Origin of the sequence: Streptomyces sp. CB02414, assembly GCF_001905385.1 — a bacterium.
Classification (GTDB): domain Bacteria; phylum Actinomycetota; class Actinomycetes; order Streptomycetales; family Streptomycetaceae; genus Streptomyces.
In genome coordinates, this window is sequence record NZ_LIPF01000008.1 from 185,727 (window position 1) to 206,760 (window position 21,034).

The window sequence follows — 21,034 nt, forward strand, 5'->3', positions numbered from 1 at the left end:
GCGCCGGCGCAGGAGGTGGCTCGCCGCCCGGGACATGGCGTGCTCAGCCGGTCTCCGCCATCAGCCGGGCCAGCGCGGCGCGTGAATGGATGTTGAGTTTGCGGTAGATACGGGAGAGATGGGCGTCGACCGTGCGGGGGCTGACGCTGAGTTCCCGCGCGATCTCCCGCGTCTTCTTCCCGACCCCCGCGATGTCGGCGACCTCACGCTCGCGCACGGTGAGCATGGACAGCGGACCGGGCCCCCCGCCGTCTCCCACGAGTTCGGCGCGCAGCGCGAAGGCCCCGGCGTGGAGCCGGGCGGCGCCGGCACTGTCGGCCAGCTCCATGGCATACGAGAGAAGGGACAGGGCCTCGGGGGTGCGGCCGTCCGCCGCGACGCAGGCGGCGGCGTGTGTCATCGCCCACGCCTGGGCCCACGTGGCGCCGAGGGAGGCGAACAGGCAGGACGCCCGCTGGTGGAGCCGCGCCGCGTCGGCGGGGCGTCCGCGCAGTCCGTGCGCCCGGGCCATGGTGCCGAACGCGCGGGCCAGTGGCAGTCCGGTGCCCTCGCACGAGCGCTCGGCGAGTGCGGCCCACTGGGCCGGGGACGGCGTGACGGTGGGCGAGGACAGAGCGGCGAGTGTCTCGTAGACCACGGGTCGCAGAACGGGCGGGATCTTCCGCAGCTCCGGCCCGCCGCCCGCCGTGAGCACCGCGGACACGGCGGTCGTCGCATCTCCTCGGTGCCGTGCGTCGCACGCGAGAGCCAGCAGGCCGGGGAGCGTGGCGCGACGGGGGCGATCGCCATGTTCGAGGTGGGCGGACCGGTCTTCCGCGTCAGTTGTCGGCCGCCCTGTGCCGGCGAGGAACGCCGTGCAGGTGTTCAGGAGCGCGGTCAGCACCGGAAGTTCCGCGCCGCCCCCGTCCCGGACGGCCCGCGCCGCCTCTGCCGCCCTCCTGCGCGTCGCCGTGACGTCCGACCACAGATGGGCGAGGGCCAGGCCCTGGAGGACCAGGGGAGCCAGGGCTGTCCGGCCGGCGTAGGCCAGGGCCGCGGCGGCTCGCTCCAGGTGGCCGGTCGCCCGGGCGCCGAGCCCAAGAAGGGCTTCCGCCCAGCCGAGCAGGGCCGGATACTCGGGGAAGCTGCCTGTCTCGGCCTCGGAGAGGGCGTCCAGCACGGCCGCGCACTCGTCGGCGGCGAGCCGGGCCTGCTCCGGGGGCGCCATGAGGGCCCGGACGAGGGCGAGAAGCGCGAGCGCTCCCGCCTGCTCCGTACGGTCGCCGTGGTCTCGTGCGATCCGCACCACGAGCTCCACCTGTACGGGATCGGGGAGTCGTTGGCCGAGGAGCCGCAGTATCTCACGCTGGACCAGGAGCGGTACGGAACGGGACAGGACGGCGAGTTCGGCCTCGACGAGCGACCGGGCCTCCTCCTCATGGCCTTGACATGCTCTCAGGAGTGAACAGAGGACGACAGCGTGCGTGCGGTCGGGGCCCGGTTCCGCAGGGGCCAGGTGCAGCACGCCGTCCAGGAGGTCCGAGTGCGCGGCGGTCCCGCCCGCCCTGTCCGCCGCGCCGAGCGCGAGAACGAGCAGCCTGCGGAGTTCGTGGCGCGTGGGTGCGGAGAGGTACGGCACCGGGACGCGCAGAGCCGCGCGTAACCAGCGTGCGGCGCGCCCGGGTACGGCTCCCAGGTCGTCGCGGGCGGCGCGCAGGAGGGTGGTCAGCTCCCGGGGGGACGGTTCGGCGAGGGCCTGTTCGATGTGCGGAGCCTGTTCGGTGGCGGGCGCGTCGCGGTCGGCCAGCAGCTCCAGCGCGCTGAGATGCAGCGACGCCCGCGCGACCGGGGGGAGGGTGCTGCGGATCTGGCGGAGCAACTCCTGGCCGCGCAAGGCGAAGTCGGGTGTGCGCTCCACCGGGCGCAGGACGTCACGGGCGCAGAGCTCGGCGACGGCCCGGCAGACGGATTGCCGGTCCAGGCCGGTCAGCCGGGCGACGGCACCGATGCCGAAGGGCGTGCCGATGACGGCGGCCGCCCGTGCGACCGACAGCGGGCCGGGCGGCAGCGTGTCGATCTCGCCGGCGAGGGCCGCGGCGAACGGTTCGGGCAGCGGCAGGTTCTCGAAGGCCCTGCCGTCGGGCTCGCGCCGGCGCTCCGCCTGGGCGAGGCGCAGCCGGAACGGGTTGCCGCCGCTCTGTCGGTGGAGGTCCCGTAACTCATCGCTGTCGTGGGGCAGGCCGACGAGCCGCGCCGCCTGGCCGACGGTCAGCGGGCCGAGTGCGACCCGTTCGGCGTGCCCAAAGGCCACCGCGTGCGCCAGCGCGCCACGCAGCCGGGGCGAAGCCTGGTGCACGCGGTGGGCGAGGACGAGGAGCAGGGGAGCGTCCAGCGGGACGCGCAGCAACTCCTCGACGATCCCGACGGATTCCTCGTCGGCCCAGTGGAAGTCGTCCAGGAGCAGAACGAAACCGTCGTGCGTACGGGCGTGGTCGCGCAGCAGACTCCGTACGGCCCCACGCGCCGACGTCCGGTCGCTCCCGCCCCAACCCTGCGGGGCCCAGCGCTCAGCGGTCGGCACCGCCCGCGGTTGCGCCTGCTGCGCGGCCTCCCGCAGGACGTCCGCGAAGATCTGGCCGGGCGGCGGCCTGAGCTCGGAAGCGACGCAGCGGGTGTGCGCCACGGACAGTGCGCGGGAGCCTGCCCGCTCCGCGAGCAGGGACAGGAGGTGGGTCTTGCCCGTGCCCGGCTCACCGGCCACCTCGATGACCCGTCCGACTCCGTGTTCCAGGCCGTCCAGTGCCCGGACGAGGAGGTGTTCCTCCGCCTCCCTGACACTTCCCTGGTCACCCGTGCGGATTCCGCCGCCAAGGCTCACCGTGCGTTCCCTTCTGTTCCCTGCCCGAAAACGTCGGAGCCTGCGAGGAGTTACGTACATTCACCGATGTGCGGTCTCGAACGTGCGGGCATGCTGGCTCGTGCCGGATTTCTGAGGAGAGGCTTTGATGAAGTACGTACTGCTGGGTAGCCTTGAGGTGAGGGACTACACGCGGAGTTCGTTCATCAGCGCGCGTAAAATGGAAGTTGTGCTGGCGAGTCTGCTGATTCGCTTTCGGCAGACGGTGTCCGTGGACGAACTGGGCGACGAGATCTGGGGGGCCAGACCGCCGCGTCGCCGTACGGCCGCTCTGCACGTCCATGTTTCGCAGCTCCGTAAGTTCCTGAGGGAAGTGACCGACGGCCGTGAACCGCTGGTGACCCGTTCTCCGGGGTATGTGCTGCTGCCCGGTCCTGAGGACGAGGTCGACTCCATCGTCCTGCAGCGGTTCCTTACCCGTGGACGGCGTGCCCTGCGGCTGCAACGGTACGAATCGGCCTCGGCGGAGTTCGGCGGCGCCCTGGAATTGTTCCGCGGCCCGGTTCTCCAGAACCTGCGGGGTGGTCCCATTGTCGACGAATTCGCCTCCTGGGCGGAGGAGGCCCGTCTGGAGGCGGTTGAACGGAAGAACGACGCGGACCTCGCCCTCGGGCGGCACCGGGAACTGGTCGGGGGTCTGTACCGCCTCGTCGCCGAGCATCCGCTGCGCGAGGCGTTCCACCGCCAGCTGATGCTGGCGCTCTACCGCTCTGAGCGGCAGAGCGACGCGCTCCTCGCCTACCGACGCGCACAGGAGGTTCTCGACCGGGAACTGGGGGTGCGGCCCGGCCGGGCGCTGCGCGAGCTGCACCGGGCCGTGCTCGCCGCGGACGACGGCCTCGAACTGGGGCCCGCGGCGGCCTGAGGAGCGCGGTGCGGTGAAGAAACGTTCCGTCACCGCTCCGGTGCACCTGTTCCGCTGAGCCGGCCGCGCCGGGCACGGGCGGCCGGCTCAGCGGAGCGCCGGCCGCCCCTGACTCCGGCCCTGCCCCAGCCGGAAGCCCACCCCGCGTACGGTGACGATCCAGCCGCTGCTCCCCAGCTTGCTCCGTAACGAACTGACGTGGGTGTCTATGGTTCGGCTGGCGCGCGGGCTGAGGGCGTGGGCCGAGGAGTCGTCCCAGATCTCGGTCATCAGTCGGCGCCGGGTCACCACGGTGTCCGAGTGCCGGGCGAGGTAGTAGAGCAGATCGAACTCCTTGCGTGTCAGCTGAATCGGGGTGCCGCGCAGCCGGACCTCGCGGGAGGCGCCGTCGATGCACATGTCGCCGACCGTGAGCGAGCCCGTGACCGTACGGGGGGTGCTTCTCGGCCGCCAGGCGCGGCGCATGACCGCATCGATCCGGGCCATCAGCTCCCGGAACTCGTACGGCTTCTCCAGGCAGTCGTCGGAGCCGGCCTGGAGCCCGAGCACGCGGTCGAGATCGGCGCCGCTGTCGGTGAACGCGATGATCGGGGTGTCCATGGTGTTCCGGATGCGCCGGCAGACCTCGAGGCCGTCGATGTCGGGGAGTTCGAGGTCGAGCAGGACCAGCTCCGCGCTGCCGCACGCGTCGAGGGCGGCAGCTCCGGTGGTGACGGTGACGACGTCGTATCCATGCCGCTCGAGGCGTGGCGCGAGCGGTTGGCTGGAAAATTCTTGACCTGTCACGACGAGGAGTTGCATAACACCTTCCAAGCTTGGGCACGTGGTCCAGGTGTCACAGGGATGCGAATGGGCACGCATAACGCGGACATTCCCGTGATCAGGCCACGCCTGTAAGTGTGGGGGTGATACGGCGAGTCGACTGAAGCTGTGTACGTGGTCTGCCATTCAATGTTGAATGGCTACGTTCCCAGCACATGACGTCGCGGTGACATCCGCGAAATCGCCGGTAGATTTATGTCGATTCTGTCGCGGGAGTCGCGCGCTCACTATCTCCTGCGGGGCGTCTGACGGCAGGGGTGTCCACGCCTGCGAGTCCGGTCGACGGGCACGGCAGCCGTACCCAATACCCATGTGTCCACGATTCCCCCGTTTCGCGCACTGTGTTGAGCTTGGTGGCGGCGCCGGAGCGCCGCAAACGCAGGACATCTTCTCCTGCGGGACATGTCACGGGCAACAGCTATGTTGGCAGCGTCACATCCTGCGGAGGGCAGATGAATGGCCAGAAATCACGGGTCCGTTTTCATGGAACGGACCTGCATACAAGGGTGATGTGATGAATGCGCAGTCGTCCGGCGTTCACCAGGGGACGGGACCCCCGTTGCCGAAGAACCCTCCGGTCGGCCCGTCGGGGCCGACCGTGGCCATCCGGACGATGACGTCGGCGCCTTCGGCGACGGTCTGCGGTCCGGTGTGGCCGTTGAGATCGGTGGCGGTGTGCCCGGGGTCGACGGCGTTGATCCTGAATCCGGGCAACATCCGCGCGTACTGGGCGGTCAGCATGTTCAGCGCCGCCTTCGACGAGTTGTAGGCCAGCGCCGGGTAGTAGGCCGGAAGCTGGCCCCTGTAACTCTCGGGGTCACCCGCGATGCTCAACGACCCGAGGCCGCTGCTCACGTTGACGATCACTGGCGCCTCGCTCGCCTCCAGGAGAGGCAGGAACGCCTTGGTGACCCGTACCGCACCGAAGACATTGGTGTCGTACGTGCGCCGCACCGCCTCCGCCGTCGCCGCCAGGGCGTCGTTGCCCCAGCCGATGACCCCGGCGTTGTTGACGAGCACGTCGAGCCGGCCCGCCTCCCGGCCGACCGACTCCGCCGCCGCGCGCACCGACTCGTCGTCCGTGATGTCGATCGGCACACAGCGAGCGCCCAGCCTCGCCGCCTCTTTCTGGCCACTCCGTTCGACCCGGGACCCGATGTACACGGTGTGGCCGGCCTCCACCAGCCGCCTGGCGGTTTCCCTGCCAAGTCCCTTGTTCGCTCCGGTGATCAGTGTGATGGGCATGCGGCCAGCCTCACCCCTGCGGCACATGTCAGGTAGTGCCCCCTGCTTCCTGGGAACGGCAGTACCAGGATGCGCCGTGACAGATCCCTCTGCATACTGGTGAGATGAAGGGTTCGGGGGAGTTGGGTGTCGCATTACGCCGGTGGCGAGACCGGCTCACGCCACAGAACGCGGGGTTGACCGCGGCCCCGGGCGGCGACGAGCGGCGTCGCGCGGTCGGACTGCGGCGCGAGGAACTGGCCCTCTTGGCCGGGGTGTCGGTGGACTACGTCACCCGACTCGAACAGGGCAGGTCCGTCTCCCCGTCCCCGCCGGTCCTGGCCGGCCTGGCCCGCGCCCTGAGACTCTCGGACGCCGAGCGCGGACACCTGTATCTGCTCGCGGGTCACCACCCGCCCCGCGACCGCCGCAGCGAGGCCCTCACATCGAGCGCGCAGGGCCTGGTCGAGCAGCTCGAGGGAGTGGCGGCCAGCGCGTACGACGCCGCCTGGACGCTGATCGCCTGGAACCACCGCTGGGTGGCGCTCAGCGGGGACCCCTCCGGGACGCGGGACCGTGAACGCAATGTGGTGTGGCGTCAGTTCACCGACTCGTCGAGCATCGTCACCCACAGCAAGGACCAGGAGGAGGCCCTGGAGACCGCCCTCGTCTCCGATCTGCGAGCCGCCACCGTCCGCTACCCGGAGGACTCTGAACTCGCGCAGCTCGTCGACGACTTGCGCAGCCGCAGCGCCCGCTTCTCGGAGCTCTGGGACGCCTATGTGGTCGCCGTGCACACCAAGAACCGCAAAACGCTGCACCACCCGGTCGTCGGGCCGCTGGAACTCGACTGCCACGTCCTGATGGTCCCCGAGAGCGATCTGCGCATCGTCACCCACACCGCCGCGCCGGGCAGTGACGCGGCCGGCCTGCTCAAGCGCCTCTACGCCGCAGCAGATCACTGAGTCGCCCCCGGATCTGTCGGTCACGCACCGGCCCGTCCCGTCGCCCGGCCCTCCGACGTCCGTCCGCCCGCGCTGTTTTGCCACTGATGGACGGCGGTTGGCGTTCCCTTGTCGAGTTGACAATCTCCTGACACTTCCTTGCGGAGGTCCTTGAGATCTTTGCTTGAGAAGCCCGTGTCCCAGCGATGAGGATATTCATGTCTTTCCGGGGAACGGTCGGGAGAGTTGAATGGATGCTTCGGTCATTGTCGTGGGTGCCGGCCCGTCGGGCCTGATGCTGGCGGGAGAACTGCGTCTCGCGGGAATCGACGTCATCGTTCTCGAGCGCCTTCCGGGACGTACCGGGGAATCGCGCGGCATCGGATTCACCGCCCGCACCATGGAGGTGTTCGACCAGCGCGGTCTGCTGCCGCGCTTCGGCGACCTGGAGACCGGGACGTTCGCCCATTTCGGCGGCGTTCCGCTGGATCTGGGCGTGCTCGGGCCCGGCCACCTGGCGGCCCGCAACATTCCGCAGTCCACCACGGAGACCGTTCTGGAGGCCTGGGCGCGGGATCTGGGAGCGGACATCCGGCGTGGCCGGGAATTTCTCTCGCTGAAGGATCTCGGCGACAGCGTCGAGGTGCGCGTGCGCGGCGCGTCCGGTGAAAGGGTGCTGCGTTCCCGTTATCTCGTGGGCTGTGACGGCGGTCGCAGCGGTGTACGGAGGGCGGCCGGATTCGACTTTCCCGGAACCGCCGCCACCACCGAACTCCTTCTCGCCGACATCCGCGGTGCCGATATCGAACAGCGAATGATTTCCGACCGGGTATCCGGTGGAATGGTCATGACCGCCGATCTCGGCAACGGGGTTCACCGGATCATCATCAGCGAGCACGGTGCGCCACCGCGGCGCCGGACCGAACCGCCCGCGTTCACCGAGGTCGCCGACGCATGGAAGCGACTGACCGGCGGTGACATCTCCCACGCGGAGCCGGTCTGGGTCAGCGCCTTCGGCGATGCGGCCCGTCAGGTCACCGAGTACCGGCGCGGCCGCGTGATCCTCGCCGGGGACTCGGCCCATGTCCATCTGCCGGCCGGCGGCCAGGGCATGAACACCAGCATCCAGGACTCGGTGAACCTGGGCTGGAAGCTGGCCGCCGTTCTGCGCGGCACCGCACCGGCCGAACTCCTCGACACCTACCACGCCGAGCGCCACGAGGTGGGCAGGCGGCTGCTGCTCAACACCCGGGCGCAGAGCCTGCTCATCCTGGGCGGCGACGAGGTCCAGCCGCTGCGCGGGATCCTGGCCGAGCTGACCGCCTACGAGGACGTGGCCCGGCACCTCGCCGCCAAGGCCGGCGGCCTCGACATCCGTTACGACGTCGGCGGCGGCGGCCACCCCCTGCTGGGTCTGCGCATGCCCCGACTGGAGCTGGACGGCCCCGTCCGCCCCACCAGCAGCACCGCGCTGCTGCGTGCCGGCCGCGGTGTCCTGCTCGACCTGGAGGACAACGCGCACCTGCGGCGCAGGGCCGCCGCCTGGTCCGACCGGATCGACATCGTCACCGCCCGCCCCGCCACCGTTCCGGAGGACGGGCCCCTGGCGGACACCGGCGGTGTGCTGCTACGCCCCGACGGCCATGTGGCCTGGGCCGCACCCGGCAGCCACCACGACCTGCACACGGCACTGACCCGATGGTTCGGGCCTGCGCGATGACGATCACGCCACCAGGCACCGCACGACCGATTCGCACCGGAGAGAGGGAAACATGCACAGCACGCTGATCGTGGCCCGAATGGAACCCGGATCCGCGGCCGAGGTCGCCCGCCTGTTCAACGAGTTCGACCAGACCGAGATGCCGCACCTGATGGGCACGCGGCGGCGCCAGCTCTTCTCGTACAAGGGGCTCTACTTCCACCTCCAGGACTTCGACTCCGAGGACGGCGGCGAGCGGATCGAGAACGCCAAGACGGACTCGCGGTTCATCGCTGTCAGCGAGGACCTCAAGCCCTTCATCGAGGCGTACGATCCCGCCACCTGGCGGTCCCCGGCCGACGCGATGGCGCAGCGGTTCTACCACTGGAGCGCCAAGTGAGCGCTGGGCGCCGAGTCGTCGTCACCGGCATCGGAGTCACCGCTCCCGGCGGCATCGGTGTGAAGAACTTCTGGCAGTTGCTCACCGACGGCCGGACCGCCACCCGCCGGATCACCTTCTTCGACGCGTCCTCCTTCCGCTCCCAGATCGCCGCTGAGGCCGACTTCGACGCCGAGCTGCTCGGGCTGGGGCCCCAGCAGATCCGGCGCATGGACCGTGCCGCCCAGTTCGCCGTCGTGACCGCGCGCGAGGCCATCGCCGACAGCGGCCTGGAGTTCGGCGCGGTCGATCCGCACCGGACCGGCGTCACCATCGGCAGCGCTGTCGGCGCGACCATGGGCCTGGACCAGGAGTACCGCACGGTCAGCGACGGCGGCCGGCTCGAACTGGTCGACCACAGCTACGCTGTCCCGCACCTGTACAACTACCTGGTCCCCAGCTCCTTCGCCGCCGAGGTCGCCTGGGCGGCCGGCGCCGAGGGGCCGAGCACGGTCGTCTCCACCGGCTGCACCTCGGGTCTCGACGCCATCGGCTACGCCGCCGAGGTCATCCGTGAGGACTCTGCGGACGTCATGATCGCCGGCGCCACCGACGCCCCGATCTCGCCGATCACCGTGGCCTGCTTCGACGCCATCAAGGCGACCACCCCGCGCAACGACGAGGCCGAGACCGCCTCCCGTCCCTTCGACGCCAGCCGCAACGGCTTCGTCCTCGGCGAGGGCTCCGCGGTCTTCGTCCTGGAGGAGCTGGAGAGCGCCCGCCGTCGCGGCGCCCGCATATACGGCGAGGTCGCCGGGTACGCCACCCGCTCCAACGCCTTCCACATGACCGGACTGCGTCCCGACGGCCGGGAGATGGCCGAGGCGGTCAGGGTCGCTCTCGACGAGGCCCGGCTCAACCCCGAGGACATCGACTACATCAACGCACACGGCTCCGGCACCAAGCAGAACGACCGCCACGAGACCGCGGCCTTCAAGCGGAGCCTCGGCGACCACGCCTACCGGGCTCCGGTCAGTTCCATCAAGTCGATGGTGGGCCACTCGCTCGGCGCGATCGGATCGATCGAGATCGCCGCCTCCCTCCTGGCCATGGAGCACGACGTGGTGCCGCCCACCGCCAATCTGCACACCCCCGACCCCGAGTGCGATCTGGACTACGTCCCCCTCACCGCACGGGAATGGCGCACCGACGCCGTTCTGTCGGTCGGCAGCGGCTTCGGCGGCTTCCAGAGCGCGGTCGTACTCGCCAAGCCCGAGAGGAGCGTTCGGTGACCACGGCGACCTGGGTGACCGGTCTCGGCGTCGCGGCGCCCAACGGGCTCGGCCTGAAGGCGTACTGGGAGGCCACCAAGGCCGGCGAGAGCGGCATCGGCACGGTGTCCCGCTTCGATCCGGCCTCCTACCCGGCGCGACTCGCCGGCGAGATCGACGGCTTCGTCGCGGAGGACCACCTGCCCGCACGGCTGCTGCCGCAGACCGACCGTATGACGCGGATCGCGCTGGTGGCCGCCGACTGGGCGCTGGAGAACGCCGGAGTGGTACCGGGTGAGCTGCCCGAGTTCGACATGGGCGTCATCACCGCCAGCTCCTCCGGCGGCTTCGAGTTCGGCCAGAACGAACTGCGGGCGCTGTGGTCGAAGGGCGGCCAGTACGTCAGCGCTTACCAGTCCTTCGCCTGGTTCTACGCCGTCAACAGCGGTCAGATCTCGATCCGCAACGGGATGCGCGGCCCGAGCAGCGTCGTCGTCAGCGACCAGGCGGGCGGCCTCGACGCGCTCGCCCAGGCCCGCCGCCAGATCCGCAAGGGCACCCCGCTGATCCTCTCCGGCGCCGTCGACGCGTCCATCTGCCCCTGGGGCTGGGTGGCACAGCTCGCCAGCGACCGGCTGTCGAGGGAGGAGGACCCGCGGCGCGCGTACGTACCGTTCGACGCCACCGCCTGCGGCCACGTCCCCGGCGAGGGGGGTGCGCTGCTGGTCCTGGAGGACGCCGAGCACGCCCGTGACCGGGGTGTCCGCCAGGTCTACGGAGAGATCGCCGGACACGCCTCCACCATCGACCCGGCACCGGACAGCGGGCGCGAACCGGCCCTGCGCAAGGCGATCGAACTGGCCCTCGCGGACGCGGACGTGCTCCCCGGAGACGTCGACGTCGTCTTCGCCGACGCGGCCGCCGTGCCCGAGCTCGACCGGATCGAGGCGGAGGCGCTGACCAAGGTGTTCGGGCCGCGCGGTGTGCCGGTCACCGCCCCCAAGACGATGACCGGCCGGCTCTACTCGGGCGCCGCCCCGCTGGACGTGACCACCGCGCTGCTCTCCCTGCGGGACGGCGTCATCCCGCCGACGGTCCACACCTCGCTCTCCTCCCGTTACGACATCGATCTGGTCACCGGCGCGGCCCGGGAGGCCCGGCCGGGCACCGCGCTCGTCGTCGCCCGAGGCTACGGCGGCTTCAACGCGGCGATGGTCGTCCGCTCCGTCGAGCGGTGAGCCGGCGCCGCACCTTCCCTCCCGCGCACTACGACATCCGACCTCGCCACGAGGAGACACCGTGAGCACCTCTTCCCCCTTCACTCTCGACGACCTCGCCCGCATCCTCCGCGAGGGCGCCGGCGACGCCGGTGAGATCACCGCCGACCGGGAGTTCGAACTCCTCGGCTACGACTCCCTCGCGCTCCTCGAGACGTACACCCGGATCGAGCGCGAGTACGGCATCACCCTCGACGAGGACGCCCTTGGCACCGTCCGTACGCCCGGCCAGCTCATCGAGGTCGTCACCGCGCACCTCACGGCCGTCAGCGCCAACTGACCACCCGGCACCCGACTTCCAGGAGAGGCAAGACATGACGCACGACGGACGCAAGGTGGCCCTGGTCACCGGCGGCACCAGTGGAATCGGCCTGGCCGCCGCCCGGCTCCTCGCGGAGCAGGGCCACCGGGTCTTCCTCTGCGCCCGCAACGCCGACACCGTGGCCCGTACGGTCAAGGAACTCCAGGGCGAGGGCCACGACGTGGACGGTGCCGCCGCCGACGTCGGCTCCACGGACGACGTCAAGCGGGTCGTCCGGGCCGCCGTCGATCGCTTCGGCACCATCGACGTCCTGGTCAACAACGCCGGCCGCAGCGGCGGCGGCGTCACCGCGGACATCACGGACGAGCTGTGGTTGGACGTCATCAACACCAACCTCAACAGCGTCTTCCTGATGACGCGTGAGGTGCTGACCACCGGCGGCATGCGCGACAAGGCGCGTGGCCGGATCATCAACATCGCCTCGACGGCCGGCAAGCAGGGCGTCGTGCTCGGCGCCCCCTACTCGGCCTCCAAGCACGGCGTGGTCGGCTTCACCAAGGCGCTCGGCAATGAGCTCGCGCCCACCGGAATCACCGTCAACGCCGTCTGCCCCGGCTATGTCGAGACTCCCATGGCACAACGCGTCCGCCAGGGGTACGCCGACGCGTACGACACGTCCGAGGCAGCGATCCTGGAGAAGTTCCAGGCCAAGATCCCGCTCGGGCGGTATTCCACCCCCGAGGAGGTCGCCGGACTCGTCGGATACCTCGCCTCCGACACGGCCGCCTCCATCACCTCCCAGGCGCTGAACGTCTGTGGCGGACTTGGCAACTTCTGACGCGGCGCGACGACCAAGGAGATGAGCATGACCCAGCAGCAACCGCGTGAGGTGGAGCACGAGATCACCGTGCGGGCGGCCGCGCAGGACGTCTACCGCCTGCTGGCCGAGGTCGAGAACTGGCCCCGGCTCTTCCCGCCCTCGGTCTTCGTGGAGTACCTGGAGAAGAACGACGACGACACCGAGCGCATCCGGATCTTCGCCACCGCCAACGGTGAGGTGAAGAGCTGGACGTCGCGCCGTGAGCTGGACGCCGAGGCGCTGCGCATCACCTTCCGGCAGGAGGTCTTCACCCCGCCGGTCGCCGAGATGAACGGCACCTGGATCCTCGAGCCGCTCTCCGCGACCGAGACCCGGGTCCGGCTGCTGCACTCCTTCCGGTCCGTCGACGACGACCCGGAGGGCCTGGCCTGGATCGACAAGGCCGTGGACACCAACAGCCGCGCCGAGCTCCCCTCCCTGAAGGCCAATGTGGAGCTCGCGGCCCAGGCGGACGAGCGGACCCTCTCCTTCGAGGACAGCGTCCGGATCGACGGATCGGCCAAGGACGTCTACGAGTTCCTCAACGACGCCCAGCTCTGGTCCGAGCGGCTGCCGCACGTCGCCGAGGTCCGGCTCACCGAGGACACCCCAGGGCTGCAGGTGCTGCGCATGGACACGCTCACCAAGGACGGCTCCTCCCACACCACCGAGTCGGTCCGGGTCTGCTTCCCGCACCACCGGATCGCGTACAAGCAGACCACCTTGCCCGCCCTGATGGACCTGCACACCGGCTACTGGCAGCTGGACGAGGACGCCGACGGCGTCACCACCGCCACCTCCCAGCACACCGTGGTCATCAGAACCGAGAACATCACCAGGATCCTCGGTCCGGAGGCAGGCCTGGCCGAGGCCCGCGCGTACATCCGCAACGCCCTGGGCACCAACAGCCGGGCCACCCTCGGCCACGCCAAGGACCACGCGGAAGCGCGGCGCTGAACCATGGACGACGCACGGGACCGGGCGCAGCAGGGTGTGGAGGCACCGGGCACGGACGCACCCGACACGGACGTCCTCGTCGTGGGAGGAGGCCCCGTCGGGCTGCTGCTCGCCGGTGAGCTGCGCGCCGGCGGCGCACGGGTGACCGTCCTGGAACAGCTCATGGAGCCGACCACCGAGTCCCGGGCCTCCACGCTGCACGCACGGACGATGGAGATCCTCGCCGGGCGCGGGTTGCTCGACCGCCTCGGCCCCCTCCCGAGCGGCGGCCCCGGCCACTTCGGGGGGCTGCCGCTCGACCTGACCGCCGCGGACCCGGACCATCCGTACGCGGGGCAGTGGAAGTGTCCGCAGACCCGTCTGGAGGCCGTCCTCCACGAGTGGGCCGTCGAAGCGGGTGCGACGGTACGGCGCGGCCACGTGGTGACCGGCCTGGCCCAGCGCGAGGCCATGGTGGAGCTCGCGGTGACGCCGCTGGGAGGGAAGCCGTACCGGCTGACCGCCTCCTACGTCGTCGGCTGCGACGGCGAGACCAGTACGGTGCGTCAGCTCGCCGGCTTCCAGGCCGACCGGGACGAGGCGACCCGGGAGATGCTCCGCGCCGACGTGGCCGGCATCGACATCCCGGACCGTCGCTTCGAGCGGCTGCCGAACGGCCTGGCCACCGCCTTCCGCTGGCCCGACGGCACCACCCGCGTCATGGTCCACCTGCACCGGGGCGGGCCGAGGGCGCGCACGAAGGAGCCGGACTTCGCGGAGGTCGCCGCCGCCTGGGCGGAGGTCACCGGAGAGGACATCGGCGGCGGCACACCCGTGTGGCTCAACGCCTTCGACAACACCCGCCTGCAGGTCACCTCCTACCGGTGCGGCCGCGTCCTGCTGGCGGGCGACGCCGCCCACGTCCAGATGCCGGTCGGCGGTCAGGCACTCAACCTCGGCCTCCAGGACGCCGCGAACCTCGGAGGGAAGCTGGCGGACGAGATCGTGGGACGGGCACCGGAGGGCCTGCTCGACCGGTACGACGAGGAGCGCAGGCCCGTAGGCGCCCGGACGCTCGACAACATCCAGGCGCAGGCACGCCTGCTGCTCGGCGGACCGGAGGTCGACGGGCTGCGCGAGGTCCTCGGCGAACTCATGGAGAGCGCGTCCGTGCGCCGCCACCTCGCCCGCATGATCAGCGGCCTCGAGACCGCACCGGGTGCGCCCTCCGGCGGTCCGGGTCCGGCCCGGGCGCGCCACACGTACAAGACCCCACCGAACCACGGGAGTTCCCTGATGAACAGGCTCACCGGCAAGACCGCCCTCGTCACCGGCTCCGGCCGCGGCATAGGACGGGCCACCGCCCTGGCGATGGCCCGCGAGGGCGCCCTCGTCGCCGTGCACTACGCGCACAACGAGAAGGCCGCGCAGGAGACCGTCACCCGGATCGAGAAGGACGGCGGCAGCGCCTTCGCGATCCGCGCCGAGCTCGGCGTGCCCGGCGACGTGCACGAGCTCTTCCTCGGCCTGGAGCAGGGCCTGAAGGAGCGCATCGGCGAGGTCCGGCTGGACATCCTGGTGAACAACGCGGGTGAGACCACCAACGGAGTGGCCCCCGAGGCCGTCACCCCGGAGCAGTTCGACAAGTACTTCGCCGTCAACGCCAAGGCGCCGTACTACACAGTGCTCCGCGCCCTGGACGTGATGCCGGACGGCGGCCGGATCATCAACATCTCCTCCGGACTCACCCGGTTCGCCAACCCGGAGCAGATCGCCTACTCGATGACCAAGGGTGCCGTCGAACAACTCACCCTGCACCTCGCCCGCCATGTCGCCCCGCGGAACATCACCGTCAACTCCGTGGCACCCGGCATCACGAACAACGGCAGCGCCGTCTTCGACATCCCGGAGGCGGTCGAGCAGATGTCACAGCTCTCCGCCTTCAAACGGGTCGGCGAGGCCGCCGACGTGGCGGACGTCGTCACCTTCCTCGCCACCGACGAGGCCCGCTGGATCACCGGGTCCTTCGTCGACGCGACCGGCGGGACCCTCCTCGGATGAGCGCCCAGGCCCCCCAGCTCCGAACGGCGGTCGTCACCGGCGCCAACAAGGGCATCGGACGCGCGGTCGCGCACCGGCTCGCCGTGCTCGGCTTCCGCGTGTACCTGGGCGCCCGCGACGAGAGCCGTGGCCTGGCGGCCGAGCGAGAGCTGCGCGCCGACGGTCTGGACGTCCGCTTCCTGCGGCTCGACGTCACCGACGAGTCGTCCGTGGAACGGGCGGCGAAGCGGGTCGAGGAGGAGACCGGGCACCTCGACGCCCTGGTCAACAACGCGGGGGTCGGCGGCCCGCCCGTGCCGCCGAGCCTCACCCCGCTGAGCGAGGTGCGCCGTACGTACGAGACCAACGTCTTCGGAGTCATCGCCGTCACCAACGCGATGCTGCCCCTGCTCAGAAAGTCCCCGGCCGGCCGCATCGTGAACGTCAGCAGTGTGCTCGGCTCCCTCACCCACGCCGCCGAGCGCCAGGACCCCACCGGCGTCTTTCCGCCGGGCGTGTTCCCCGCGCTGCTCGACTACAACACCTCGAAGGCGGCGCTCAACGCCGTGACGATCACCTACGCCAACGAGCTCCGCGACACCGACATCCTGGTCAACGCGGTCTCTCCCGGCTTCGTCGCCACGGACATCAACGGTCACCAGGGCGTGCTCACCCCCGAGGAGGGCGCGCGGATCCCCGTACTTCTGGCCACGCTGGGCGAGGACGGCCCCACAGCCACGTTCGTGGGCGAGGACTCCACGCCGGATGGGCAGCGTCTGTCCTGGTGAACGGGGCCGCGGCGCCCGGCGACCGCACACACGCACCATCGCGACTGGGGGAGACAAGGAATGAGCGTACCCGCGACCGCCGCCGGGCCCGACCGGCTGACGGAACTGAGTGAGATCAAGGAACTGGCCCGGCGCGGGCCGAGCGAGCGGGCGACCGACGCCCAGCACGCCAAGGGCAAGCTGACCGCACGTGAGCGCATCGAACTCCTCATGGACAAGGGGAGTTTCAATGAGGTCGAGCAGCTGCGGCGGCACCGGGCCCAGGGCTTCGGCCTCGAGGCCAAGAAGCCGTACACCGACGGCGTGGTGACGGGCTGGGGCACGGTCGAGGGCCGGACGGTCTTCGTCTACGCGCACGACTTCCGGATCTTCGGCGGCGCGCTGGGCGAGGCCCACGCCACCAAGATCCACAAAATCATGGACATGGCGACCGCGGCGGGGGCGCCTCTGGTGTCCCTGAACGACGGCGCGGGCGCCCGTATCCAGGAGGGCGTCTCGGCCCTCGCCGGGTACGGCGGCATCTTCCAGCGCAACACCCGCGCCTCCGGCGTCATCCCGCAGATTTCGGTGATGCTCGGCCCGTGCGCGGGCGGCGCGGCGTACTCGCCGGCGCTGACGGACTTCGTCTTCATGGTCCGCGAGACCTCGCAGATGTTCATCACGGGGCCGGACGTCGTCAAGGCGGTCACGGGGGAGGAGATCAGCCAGAACGGCCTGGGCGGCGCGGACGTGCACGCCGAGACGAGCGGTGTCGCGCACTTCGCGTACGACGACGAGGAGACCTGCATCGCCGAGGTGCGCTACCTCCTGTCCATGCTCCCCCAGAACAACCGCGAACTGCCCCCCGCGCACCATTGCGAGGACCCCGTCGACCGCAGGGGCGACGCGCTGCTCGACCTAGTGCCGGCCGACGGCAACCGCTCCTATGACATGCGGGCCGTGATCGAGGAGCTCGTCGACGACGGCGAGTACATGGAGATCCACGCCGCCTGGGCCCCCAACATCATCTGCGCCCTGGCCCGCCTCGACGGCCATGTCGTCGGCGTGGTGGCCAACCAGCCCGGCACTCTCGCCGGAGTCCTGGACATCAAGGCCAGCGAGAAGGGAGCGCGGTTCGTCCAGTTCTGCGACTCCTTCAACATCCCGCTGGTCACCCTCATCGACGTGCCCGGCTTCCTGCCCGGTGTCGACCAGGAGCACGACGGCATCATCCGGCGCGGCGCGAAGCTGCTGTACGCGTACTGCAACGCGACCGTGCCCCGGATCTCGGTGGTGCTGCGCAAGGCCTACGGCGGCGCGTACATCGTCATGGACTCCCGGTCCATCGGCGCCGACATCGCCCTCGCGTGGCCCACCAACGAGATCGCCGTGATGGGCGCCGAGGGAGCCGCCAACGTGGTCTTCCGCCGGGAGATCACCGCCGCCGACGACCCCGAGGCGATGCGCGCCCGGAAGATCGAGGAGTACCGGACCGAGCTCGTCCACCCGTACTACGCCGCCGAGCGCGGACTGGTCGACGACGTCATCGATCCGCGCGACACCCGATCGGTCCTGATCCGTTCGCTCTCGATGCTGCGGGCGAAGGATGCCGAGCTGCCCCGTCGCAAGCACGGCAACCCGCCCCAGTGAACCCGGAACCAGCGCCTTGAGAGGAGCTGCGACATGACCACCTCCGCGACCCTGCTCCGCGTCGAGAAGGGCCACGCCGGCCCCGAGGAGCTCGCGGCGATCACGGCCGTACTGCTCGCCCGCGCGGCCGCCCGGCCCGCAGACCACGCGGCGACGTCCGCCCACGCCCGGGCCACGGCAGGCTGGCGCCGGCTGGAACGGCAGACGGCCTTCGAGAGCCCGAGGGCCTGGCGTAACGGCGTCCGCTGAGCCGCCTGCGGCCCCGCACCCACCACAGAAATACTGCCTATGAATGGGGACCCAGCCATGGAAGTCGGACTTCTCTTCGATCTGCGCAACCCCGAGGGATGGAAGCGCCCCTGGGCGGATCACTACGCGCGGACCCTGGAATTCTGCGAAGAGGCGGACCAGCGAGGCGCCGGCGGTCTCTGGTTCACCGAGCACCACCTCTTCGAGGACGGCTATCTGCCGCAGCCGCTGACCTTGGCCGCCGCCGCGGCGGCCCGCACCCGCCGGATCAGGATCGGAACCTCGGTCCTGCTGCCCGCGCTGCGCAAGCCCGCCCAACTGGCGGAGGAGGCGGCGATCGTCGACCTGATCAGCGGCGGCCGCCTCGAACTCGGTATGGGCGCCGGCTACCGGGTCCCCGAATACGCCCTCATGGACGGGGACTTCAAGAACCGCTTCCGGCGGACCGAGGAGCACATCCGTGAAGTCCGCAGGCTCTGGGAGGAAGGCGGGATCACCCCCGGGCCGATCCAGGACCCCGTCCCTCTGTGGGGCGGCTTCTACGGCCCGCGCGGAGCCCGGATGGCGGGACGGCTGGGCATCGGACTGCTGCACATCTCGCACGAGAAGTTCGCGTTCTACCGCGAGGGCCTGATCGAGGGCGGTCACGACCCCGAGTCCGCCCGTGTCTCCGACCTGCTGCCGATCATCCTGGCCGACGACCCGGAGGAGGCATGGGTACGTGTCGCCCCCTACCTCGCCCACCAGGTGAACAGCTATCAGCAGGCCTCCGTAGAGGGCACCGACAAGCCCAGGCCCCCGATCATCCACCCCGAGGAGTTCCGCAACCGGACCTCCAACGCGCCCTGGGGAGCGCTGAAGATCCTGACCCCCGAGGACGCTGCCGCCCAGATCAAGGAGATGACCAAGGACCTCCCGGTCCGGCATCTGATCTTCTGGGCGAGCATCGCCGGCATGCCCGACGACCTGGTCGCCCGGAACATCGAGTTGGTCAGCGAGAAGCTGCCGCCGCTGCTGCGCTCATGACGGCGCTCCCCTCCCAACCGCCGGCCGCGCAGTCCGGCGGCGCGGACCGCCGGGCCGCGCGACGATGGGGCATTCTGTTCGTCCTCTCCGGGAACATGATTCTCGACGCCCTCGAGGTGTCGGTGGTGCTCGTCGCCCTTCCCACCATCGGCGCCGAGCTCGGCCTCTCTCTGTTCCACGTCCAGTGGGTGATGAGCGGCTTCGCGCTCGGCTTCGCCACCGTGCTCGTCCTCGGCGCCCGGATCAACGCCCGTTGGGGACGGCGCCGGGCCTATCTCGCCGCGATGGTGGTCTTCGCCGCCGCGTCGGTCGCCGGGGGGCTCACCGACAGTGCCGCCCTGCTGATCGCCACACGTGTCGTCAAGGGGGCGTGCGCGGCTCTGACCGCCCCCACCGGCCTCGCGATCATCAGCACCACCTTCAAGGAAGGGGCGCAGCAACGGCGTGCGGTCTCCGTCTACTCCCTGTTCGGCGCCGCGGGGTTCACGCTGGGGCTGCTGCTCTCGGGGATCCTCCTGGAGGCGAGCTGGCGCTGGACCTTTCTCTTCCCGGCCCCGGTCGCCCTGGTCCTGCTTGTCTTCGGGCTGCGGCTGATCCCCGGCGACACCGGTCGAGCCACGACGCCGCCGGCCGGCCTCGCGCTGCTGCGCAACGGCCCTCTGCTGCGCGCCTCGCTGGGTGCGGCCGCGCTGAACGGCACTTACCACTGCCTGCTCGTGGCCGTCACCTTCGCCGCCCAGTCGAGACTGGGCCTCACCCCCTGGCAGACCGCGCTGGCGCTGCTGCCCGCCTGTGTGCCCCTTGCGGTGACGGTGCCGTTCGCGGGACGGTTCGTCACCCGCTTCGGGACGGCTCGGCCGATCGCGCTCGGCGCCCTCAGCACATGCGCCGGCTGCGCGCTGTACACCTGGCGGCCGGCCGATGCACCGTACGCCGTGGGCACTCTGCCCGCGCTGCTGCTCCTGGGCACGGGTCTCGTCTTCGCCTTCGCCGCCCTCAACATGCAGGCCACTTCGACGATCGCCCCCCAGGAACGCCCGATGGCCGTGCCGCTGTACCAGACCGCCGTTCAGCTCGGCGCCATCGTGCTGCTGCCGCTGACGGCCGTGCTGCTGACCCGGTACGACGGCGACCGCCCCGCGCTGCTGCTCGTCCTCGCGGCCTCCGGCCTCGGCCTGTTCGTCGCCCTCACCGCGCTCCGCGGACCCGGGGCGCCCACCTCAAGAAAGGTTCAGTCATGACCGCCATGACCACAGGCGCCGCCGCGGCCGAACGCCCCCTCTCACTGCTCGTCGTCGTCGGCAGTGTCCGGGACGGCCGGTTCGGCCCCACCGTGGCCGAGTGGTTCGTCCAGGAGGCACGCGCCCACACCGACGTGGAGGTGAGCGTGCTCGACGTGCTCGACCACCCGCTCCCTCTGACGATGCCCGAACCCGGCCGGCGTCCGGCGCCCGACGTGGCGGTGATACGGGACGAAGTGGCCGCGCGACTGGCCGCCGCGGACGCCTTCGTCGTGGTGACGCCCGAGTACAACCACACCTGCCCCGCCGCCCTCAAGAACACCATCGACTGGTTCTTCGACGAGTGGGCCGCCAAGCCCGTGGGCTTCGTCTCGTACGGTGGCATGGGCGGCGGCCTGCGCGCGGTGGAGCACCTGCGCCAGGTCTTCGCCGAGCTGCACGGAGTCTCCGTGCGCGAGTCGGTCAGCTTCCACAACGCGTGGGAGGTGTTCGACGAGGTCGGCCGCCCGCGCGACGCGCAGGAAGCGTCCGGAGCCGCCAAGGTCATGATCGACCGGCTCGTGTGGTGGGGCCGCTCGCTCCGCCGGGCACGGGCCGAGCACCCCTACGAGCGCTGAGGGAGGCGCC

The 21,034-nt window shown here is 70.7% G+C and carries 19 protein-coding genes; 16 read left to right on the forward strand and 3 right to left on the reverse strand.

Annotated features, from left to right (window positions below; translation table 11 throughout):
* Positions 1–43: 43 nt before the first annotated feature.
* Complete coding sequence (locus AMK11_RS39010) at positions 44–2,857, reverse strand: helix-turn-helix transcriptional regulator (protein WP_073730490.1); 2,814 nt, start codon at positions 2,855–2,857, stop codon at positions 44–46.
* 127 nt (positions 2,858–2,984) lie between these two features.
* On the opposite strand from AMK11_RS39010, the gene AMK11_RS26055 reads away from it, so the two are divergent.
* On the forward strand, positions 2,985–3,761 hold the full coding sequence (locus AMK11_RS26055; protein ID WP_073730491.1) for an AfsR/SARP family transcriptional regulator: 777 nt from the start codon (positions 2,985–2,987) through the stop codon (positions 3,759–3,761).
* A gap of 87 nt (positions 3,762–3,848) precedes the next feature.
* Here the strand turns inward: AMK11_RS26055 and AMK11_RS26060 are convergent, their stop codons facing one another.
* Together AMK11_RS26060 and AMK11_RS26065 are read right to left on the reverse strand one after the other, a co-directional pair.
* Positions 3,849–4,562 carry a response regulator transcription factor gene (locus AMK11_RS26060; protein ID WP_073730492.1) on the reverse strand — a complete coding sequence of 238 codons (714 nt, stop codon included), beginning with the start codon at positions 4,560–4,562 and terminating at the stop codon, positions 3,849–3,851.
* A 558-nt stretch (positions 4,563–5,120) separates the two neighbouring features.
* Entirely contained in the window at positions 5,121–5,828 is a 708-nt protein-coding gene (locus AMK11_RS26065) for an SDR family oxidoreductase (RefSeq protein ID WP_073730493.1), read from the reverse strand.
* Between the two features lie 104 nt (positions 5,829–5,932).
* Between AMK11_RS26065 and AMK11_RS26070 the strand changes: the two genes are divergently transcribed.
* The 15 genes from AMK11_RS26070 to AMK11_RS26140 all read left to right on the forward strand — a co-directional run bounded on the left by AMK11_RS26070 (position 5,933) and on the right by AMK11_RS26140 (position 21,024).
* Positions 5,933–6,772 carry a helix-turn-helix transcriptional regulator gene (locus AMK11_RS26070; RefSeq protein WP_073730494.1) on the forward strand — a complete coding sequence of 280 codons (840 nt, stop codon included), beginning with the start codon at positions 5,933–5,935 and terminating at the stop codon, positions 6,770–6,772.
* 229 nt (positions 6,773–7,001) lie between these two features.
* Positions 7,002–8,471, forward strand: a complete 1,470-nt coding sequence (locus tag AMK11_RS26075) for an FAD-dependent monooxygenase (RefSeq protein WP_073730495.1) — start codon at positions 7,002–7,004, stop codon at positions 8,469–8,471.
* A 52-nt stretch (positions 8,472–8,523) separates the two neighbouring features.
* The gene (locus AMK11_RS26080) at positions 8,524–8,850 is read left to right on the forward strand and encodes a TcmI family type II polyketide cyclase (protein ID WP_073730496.1); all 327 of its coding nucleotides are present in this window, start codon (positions 8,524–8,526) and stop codon (positions 8,848–8,850) included.
* Positions 8,847–10,121 (forward strand): beta-ketoacyl-[acyl-carrier-protein] synthase family protein, encoded by a 1,275-nt coding sequence (locus AMK11_RS26085; RefSeq protein WP_073730497.1) that lies wholly within the window; start codon positions 8,847–8,849, stop codon positions 10,119–10,121. Before AMK11_RS26080 ends, AMK11_RS26085 begins: the two co-directional genes overlap by 4 nt.
* Entirely contained in the window at positions 10,118–11,338 is a 1,221-nt protein-coding gene (locus AMK11_RS26090; protein ID WP_073730498.1) for a ketosynthase chain-length factor, read from the forward strand. The genes AMK11_RS26085 and AMK11_RS26090 overlap by 4 nt, the downstream gene beginning before the upstream one ends.
* A gap of 61 nt (positions 11,339–11,399) precedes the next feature.
* Entirely contained in the window at positions 11,400–11,657 is a 258-nt protein-coding gene (locus AMK11_RS26095) for an acyl carrier protein (RefSeq protein WP_073730499.1), read from the forward strand.
* 34 nt (positions 11,658–11,691) lie between these two features.
* Entirely contained in the window at positions 11,692–12,477 is a 786-nt protein-coding gene (gene fabG / locus AMK11_RS26100) for a 3-oxoacyl-ACP reductase FabG (protein WP_073730500.1), read from the forward strand.
* A gap of 27 nt (positions 12,478–12,504) precedes the next feature.
* Positions 12,505–13,455: an aromatase/cyclase gene (locus AMK11_RS26105; protein ID WP_073730501.1), complete on the forward strand. Its 951-nt coding sequence runs from the start codon at positions 12,505–12,507 to the stop codon at positions 13,453–13,455.
* 3 nt (positions 13,456–13,458) lie between these two features.
* Positions 13,459–15,495 carry an SDR family oxidoreductase gene (locus tag AMK11_RS26110; protein ID WP_073730502.1) on the forward strand — a complete coding sequence of 679 codons (2,037 nt, stop codon included), beginning with the start codon at positions 13,459–13,461 and terminating at the stop codon, positions 15,493–15,495.
* Positions 15,492–16,262, forward strand: a complete 771-nt coding sequence (locus AMK11_RS26115) for an SDR family oxidoreductase (protein ID WP_073730503.1) — start codon at positions 15,492–15,494, stop codon at positions 16,260–16,262. The genes AMK11_RS26110 and AMK11_RS26115 overlap by 4 nt, the downstream gene beginning before the upstream one ends.
* A gap of 60 nt (positions 16,263–16,322) precedes the next feature.
* Positions 16,323–17,891 (forward strand): acyl-CoA carboxylase subunit beta, encoded by a 1,569-nt coding sequence (locus AMK11_RS26120; RefSeq protein ID WP_073730504.1) that lies wholly within the window; start codon positions 16,323–16,325, stop codon positions 17,889–17,891.
* Positions 17,892–17,924: 33 nt separating this feature from the next.
* Positions 17,925–18,140 (forward strand): acyl-CoA carboxylase epsilon subunit, encoded by a 216-nt coding sequence (locus tag AMK11_RS26125; protein ID WP_073730505.1) that lies wholly within the window; start codon positions 17,925–17,927, stop codon positions 18,138–18,140.
* A 57-nt stretch (positions 18,141–18,197) separates the two neighbouring features.
* Positions 18,198–19,166 (forward strand): LLM class flavin-dependent oxidoreductase, encoded by a 969-nt coding sequence (locus tag AMK11_RS26130; protein WP_073730506.1) that lies wholly within the window; start codon positions 18,198–18,200, stop codon positions 19,164–19,166.
* Positions 19,163–20,407 (forward strand): MFS transporter, encoded by a 1,245-nt coding sequence (locus tag AMK11_RS26135; RefSeq protein ID WP_073730507.1) that lies wholly within the window; start codon positions 19,163–19,165, stop codon positions 20,405–20,407. Before AMK11_RS26130 ends, AMK11_RS26135 begins: the two co-directional genes overlap by 4 nt.
* Positions 20,404–21,024, forward strand: a complete 621-nt coding sequence (locus AMK11_RS26140; protein ID WP_198941463.1) for an NADPH-dependent FMN reductase — start codon at positions 20,404–20,406, stop codon at positions 21,022–21,024. Before AMK11_RS26135 ends, AMK11_RS26140 begins: the two co-directional genes overlap by 4 nt.
* Positions 21,025–21,034 lie beyond the last annotated feature (10 nt).

Excerpts from the sequence above, each read along its gene's own strand:
- AMK11_RS26070 (WP_073730494.1), top strand. The coding sequence starts at position 5,933 with ATGAAGGGTTCGGGGGAGTTGGGTGTCGCATTACGCCGGTGGCGAGAC.
- AMK11_RS26055 (WP_073730491.1), top strand. The coding sequence starts at position 2,985 with ATGAAGTACGTACTGCTGGGTAGCCTTGAGGTGAGGGACTACACGCGG.
- AMK11_RS26065 (WP_073730493.1), bottom strand. The coding sequence starts at position 5,828 with ATGCCCATCACACTGATCACCGGAGCGAACAAGGGACTTGGCAGGGAA.
- AMK11_RS26105 (WP_073730501.1), top strand. The coding sequence starts at position 12,505 with ATGACCCAGCAGCAACCGCGTGAGGTGGAGCACGAGATCACCGTGCGG.
- AMK11_RS26080 (WP_073730496.1), top strand. The coding sequence starts at position 8,524 with ATGCACAGCACGCTGATCGTGGCCCGAATGGAACCCGGATCCGCGGCC.
- AMK11_RS26125 (WP_073730505.1), top strand. The coding sequence starts at position 17,925 with ATGACCACCTCCGCGACCCTGCTCCGCGTCGAGAAGGGCCACGCCGGC.
- AMK11_RS26135 (WP_073730507.1), top strand. The coding sequence starts at position 19,163 with ATGACGGCGCTCCCCTCCCAACCGCCGGCCGCGCAGTCCGGCGGCGCG.
- AMK11_RS26110 (WP_073730502.1), top strand. The coding sequence starts at position 13,459 with ATGGACGACGCACGGGACCGGGCGCAGCAGGGTGTGGAGGCACCGGGC.
- AMK11_RS26060 (WP_073730492.1), bottom strand. The coding sequence starts at position 4,562 with ATGCAACTCCTCGTCGTGACAGGTCAAGAATTTTCCAGCCAACCGCTC.
- AMK11_RS26075 (WP_073730495.1), top strand. The coding sequence starts at position 7,002 with ATGGATGCTTCGGTCATTGTCGTGGGTGCCGGCCCGTCGGGCCTGATG.
- fabG (WP_073730500.1), top strand. The coding sequence starts at position 11,692 with ATGACGCACGACGGACGCAAGGTGGCCCTGGTCACCGGCGGCACCAGT.
- AMK11_RS26140 (WP_198941463.1), top strand. The coding sequence starts at position 20,404 with ATGACCGCCATGACCACAGGCGCCGCCGCGGCCGAACGCCCCCTCTCA.
- AMK11_RS26115 (WP_073730503.1), top strand. The coding sequence starts at position 15,492 with ATGAGCGCCCAGGCCCCCCAGCTCCGAACGGCGGTCGTCACCGGCGCC.
- AMK11_RS26130 (WP_073730506.1), top strand. The coding sequence starts at position 18,198 with ATGGAAGTCGGACTTCTCTTCGATCTGCGCAACCCCGAGGGATGGAAG.
- AMK11_RS26120 (WP_073730504.1), top strand. The coding sequence starts at position 16,323 with ATGAGCGTACCCGCGACCGCCGCCGGGCCCGACCGGCTGACGGAACTG.